The 4,105-nt window shown below is 55.4% G+C and carries 5 protein-coding genes and 2 tRNA genes; all 7 read left to right on the top strand.

What is annotated here, in order from left to right; all coding sequences use genetic code 11:
• Positions 1-81 precede the first annotated feature (81 nt).
• Complete coding sequence (gene tpiA / locus VF672_RS15425) at positions 82-837, top strand: triose-phosphate isomerase (protein ID WP_331105436.1); 756 nt, start codon at positions 82-84, stop codon at positions 835-837.
• A 4-nt stretch (positions 838-841) separates the two neighbouring features.
• Complete coding sequence (secG, locus tag VF672_RS15420; protein WP_331105435.1) at positions 842-1,225, top strand: preprotein translocase subunit SecG; 384 nt, start codon at positions 842-844, stop codon at positions 1,223-1,225.
• Positions 1,226-1,268: 43 nt separating this feature from the next.
• A tRNA-Leu gene (locus VF672_RS15415) sits at positions 1,269-1,354 on the top strand.
• 97 nt (positions 1,355-1,451) lie between these two features.
• A tRNA-Met gene (locus VF672_RS15410) sits at positions 1,452-1,528 on the top strand.
• A gap of 127 nt (positions 1,529-1,655) precedes the next feature.
• Positions 1,656-2,114: a ribosome maturation factor RimP gene (rimP, locus tag VF672_RS15405; RefSeq protein ID WP_331105434.1), complete on the top strand. Its 459-nt coding sequence runs from the start codon at positions 1,656-1,658 to the stop codon at positions 2,112-2,114.
• A 59-nt stretch (positions 2,115-2,173) separates the two neighbouring features.
• Positions 2,174-3,655, top strand: coding sequence for a transcription termination factor NusA (gene nusA / locus VF672_RS15400; RefSeq protein ID WP_331105433.1), 1,482 nt, complete (start codon positions 2,174-2,176; stop codon positions 3,653-3,655).
• Between the two features lie 27 nt (positions 3,656-3,682).
• The coding region (locus VF672_RS15395) for a translation initiation factor IF-2 associated domain-containing protein (RefSeq protein WP_331105432.1) at positions 3,683-4,105 on the top strand (423 nt) is incomplete at its 3' end.

Raw genomic sequence — 4,105 nt, 5'->3', positions numbered from 1 at the left:
GAAGTTTGCGCCTGATTTCGGCTTGCCAGTGTTGAAACTGTTGGGTAACATCTGCGCCCACTTTGACCGACGAGGTACAGCATGCGTCGCCCTATGGTAGCTGGTAACTGGAAGATGCACGGTACCCGCGCCAGCGTCGCTGAGCTGATCGAGGGTCTTGCTAATCTCGCCCTTCCGGGTGGCGTGGATGTGGCGGTCTTCCCGCCGAGCCTGCATGTCAGTCTTGTGATTGATTGTCTGGAAGGACAGCCAATCCATGTTGGCGCGCAGAACTGCGCCCACGAAGCGGGGCAGGGTGCTTTGACTGGCGAAGTTTCATCGAGCCAGCTGGCGGATGCAGGTTGTAAGTACGTGCTCGTGGGTCACTCAGAGCGTCGCCAGGTAATGGGCGAAAGCAACGAGGTCCTGAGTCGCAAGTTCGAGGCTGCCCAGGCAGCGGGCTTAACGCCGATACTTTGTGTCGGTGAGACGCTCGAGCAGCGAGAGGCCGGTAAAACGCTTGAAGTGGTTGGGCATCAGCTCGACAGCATCATCGAAGAACTTGGCATCGGTGCTTTCGTTAACGCGATTATTGCTTATGAGCCAGTTTGGGCTATCGGTACTGGCCTGACGGCTTCGCCGCAACAGGCGCAGGACGTGCACGCAGCGATTCGTGCGCAGTTGGATAAAGAGAATTCTGAAGTCGCACAAGGTGTGCGTCTTCTATATGGCGGCAGCGTGAAGGCGGCCAATGCGGTCGAACTGTTCGGCATGCCGGATATCGATGGAGGCCTCATTGGTGGCGCCTCCCTGAATGCAGATGAGTTCGGTGCGATCATTCGCGCCGCGGGAAACTGAAAAAATGCTGGAAACAGTCGTAGTCGTTCTTCATCTGCTGGGTGCTCTGGGCGTTGTTGCTCTGGTTTTGCTGCAGCAGGGTAAAGGTGCCGACGCTGGCGCGTCATTCGGGGCAGGTGCATCAAATACTGTGTTCGGTGGCCAAGGTTCCTCTACCTTTCTGAGTAAACTTACTGCTATACTTGCCGCCTGTTTCTTCATGACCAGCTTAGGGTTAGGTTACTTTGCTAAAGAGAAAGCTCACCAGCTGACTCAGGTAGGTTTGCCAAACCCAGCGGTACTGGAAGTGAAGCAAAAGCCGGCAGCAGATGATGTTCCGGTTCTGGAAGGGCAACAGAAGCCAGCTGCAATACCTGCTGATGTTCCTGCAACTCCAGAGCAGAAGTAACACCGGATTCGCAGTCGTTTTTGGGGCTGCAAAGAGTTGTAATGCCGAGGTGGTGGAATTGGTAGACACGCAACCTTGAGGTGGTTGTGCCCATAGGGTGTAGGGGTTCGAGTCCCCTTCTCGGTACCAATTAACAAGAAAGCCCGCAGTAGCGGGCTTTCTTGTAGGTGGATGTGTCGGATTGACCCAAATTTGGATCAGTCGTATACTTCCGCCCCAGCTTTGTCGCGGGGTGGAGCAGTCTGGTAGCTCGTCGGGCTCATAACCCGAAGGTCGTTGGTTCAAATCCAGCCCCCGCAACCAGTTTTAGCGGAGCCCCTTTTCAGGGGCTTTTTGTTAGCTGGACACTTTATGACGCCGCTTTTCGCTGGCGTTTTCATGATTGGGCTTTTGCCCATTTTTTATTTGCAGCATGCACGAGGGGGTTCAGGTGTCGAGCAAGCTAGAAGAGTTGCAGGCCTTGTTGGCCCCGGTGATCGTGGCCCTAGGCTATGAATGCTGGGGTATCGAGTATTCGTCCCAGGGACGTCACTCGATGTTGCGCGTCTATATCGATAAAGAAGGCGGCGTGTTGGTGGACGATTGCGCGATCGTCAGCCGTCAGATCAGCGGTATTCTGGATGTCGAAGATCCTATCAGTTCCGAATACACGCTCGAAGTTTCCTCTCCAGGCATGGAACGCCCGCTGTTCACTATTGAGCAGTTTGCCGAGTTTGCCGGGGCACAAGTGAAGATAAAGCTGCGTTCCCCTTTTGAAGGTCGACGCAACTTTCAAGGCCTTCTCCGCGGGGTGGAGGAGCAGGATGTCGTGGTTCAGGTAGAAGATCACGAATTCCTGTTGCCGATCGATCTGATCGACAAAGCCAACATTATTCCCACGTTTGACTAAGACGTGCCAGATACAGCGGATCCCGCGGATCCAATGGCTTGCGAAAGGCGAGGCGTACGATGAGCAAAGAAGTACTGCTGGTTGTTGAATCGGTATCCAATGAAAAAGGCGTACCGGCCGATGTGATTTTTGAAGCGCTTGAGATAGCTCTGGCTACGGCCACCAAAAAGCGTTTTGAAGACGAAGTAGACCTGCGTGTCGAGATCAATCGTCAAACAGGTGCCTATGAGACTTTCCGTCGTTGGACCGTCGTCGAAGAAGACGACCTCGACGATCCGGCCATCGAAACATGGCCGAGCAAAGTTGCCCTGACGCACCCTGGTGCAAAAGTGGGTGACGTTGTAGAAGAAAAGATCGATTCCATCGAATTCGGCCGCATCGCTGCACAGACCGCCAAGCAGGTTATCGTGCAGAAAGTTCGCGAAGCCGAGCGAGCTCAAGTCGTGGACGCCTACCGTGAGCGTCTGGGCGAAATCATTTCCGGCACTGTTAAAAAAGTTACACGTGACAATGTCATCGTCGACCTTGGTAACAACGCCGAAGCTCTGCTGGCACGTGAAGACATCATTTCGCGGGAGACTTTCCGCGTCGGTGTCCGTGTTCGTGCATTGCTCAAAGAGATCCGCACTGAAAACCGCGGTCCTCAGCTGATCCTGTCGCGTACTGCGCCGGAAATGCTGATCGAGCTGTTCCGGATCGAAGTTCCGGAAATCGCTGAAGGACTCATCGAGGTGATGGCTGCCTCTCGTGATCCGGGTTCGCGTGCAAAGATCGCAGTTCGCTCCAAGGACAAACGCATTGACCCGCAAGGCGCGTGCATCGGCATGCGTGGTTCGCGCGTGCAGGCTGTTTCCGGCGAGTTGGGCGGCGAGCGTGTGGATATCGTGCTTTGGGACGATAACCCGGCGCAGTTCGTCATCAATGCCATGTCGCCTGCCGAAGTGGCAGCGATCATCGTTGATGAAGATGCCCACGCCATGGACATCGCTGTAGGCGCAGACAACCTCGCCCAGGCGATTGGCCGCGGTGGCCAGAACGTGCGGTTGGCCAGTCAGTTGACTGGCTGGACCCTTAACGTGATGACCGAATCGGACATCCAGGCCAAGCAGCAAGCGGAAACCGGTGACATCCTGCGCAACTTTATCGACGAGCTGGAAGTCGATGAGGACCTCGCTCAGGTTCTGGTAGACGAAGGCTTCACCAGCCTGGAAGAGATTGCCTACGTACCGTTGGAAGAAATGCTCAACATCGACGGCTTTGACGAAGACACTGTCAACGAGCTTCGCGCTCGTGCCAAGGATCGTTTGTTGACTAAAGCCATCGCTACTGAGGAAAAGCTGGCAGACGCCCATCCGGCCGAAGACCTGCTCTCGCTTGAGGGTATGGACAAGGATTTGGCGATGGAACTGGCGGTGCGCGGCGTAGTTACCCGCGAAGACCTGGCCGAGCAGTCTATTGACGATCTGCTCGACATCGACGGCATTGACGATGATCGTGCCGGCAAGTTGATCATGGCCGCCCGAGCCCATTGGTTCGAGTAAGTAGATGCGGCCTGAGGAGAGAAGTGCATGACGCAAGTCACGGTGAAAGAACTGGCCAAGACGGTCGACACACCGGTAGAGCGCCTGTTACAGCAGATGCGTGAGGCAGGTTTGCCTCACAACGCCGCCGAGCAAGTTGTGACCGATATTGAAAAGCAAGCCCTGTTGGCCCACTTGAAAAGCGGTCACAAGGCCAAGGTGGAAGAGCCGCGCAAGATTACCTTGCAGCGCAAGACCACCAGTACCCTTCGCGTTGCTGGCAGCAAAAGCATCAGCGTTGAAGTACGCAAAAAGAAAGTTTTCGTTCAGCGCAGCCCGGAAGAAATCGAAGCCGAACGCAAGCGCGAGCTGGACGAACGTCGTGCGGTAGAAAATGCCGCTCGTCAAAAGGCTGAAGAAGAATCCCGTCAGCGTGCCGAAGAAGAAGCGCGCCGTCAGCCTTCGTCCGGG

This window comes from Pseudomonas sp. (genome assembly GCF_036387035.1).
In the GTDB taxonomy this organism is placed as follows: Bacteria; Pseudomonadota; Gammaproteobacteria; order Pseudomonadales; family Pseudomonadaceae; genus Aquipseudomonas.
This window is presented reverse-complemented; position numbering and strand designations above follow the sequence as displayed.

Bases quoted from the DNA above. Each gene is read 5' to 3' on its own strand.
- tpiA (WP_331105436.1), top strand. From the start codon at position 82: ATGCGTCGCCCTATGGTAGCTGGTAACTGGAAGATGCACGGTACCCGC.
- secG (WP_331105435.1), top strand. From the start codon at position 842: ATGCTGGAAACAGTCGTAGTCGTTCTTCATCTGCTGGGTGCTCTGGGC.
- nusA (WP_331105433.1), top strand. From the start codon at position 2,174: ATGAGCAAAGAAGTACTGCTGGTTGTTGAATCGGTATCCAATGAAAAA.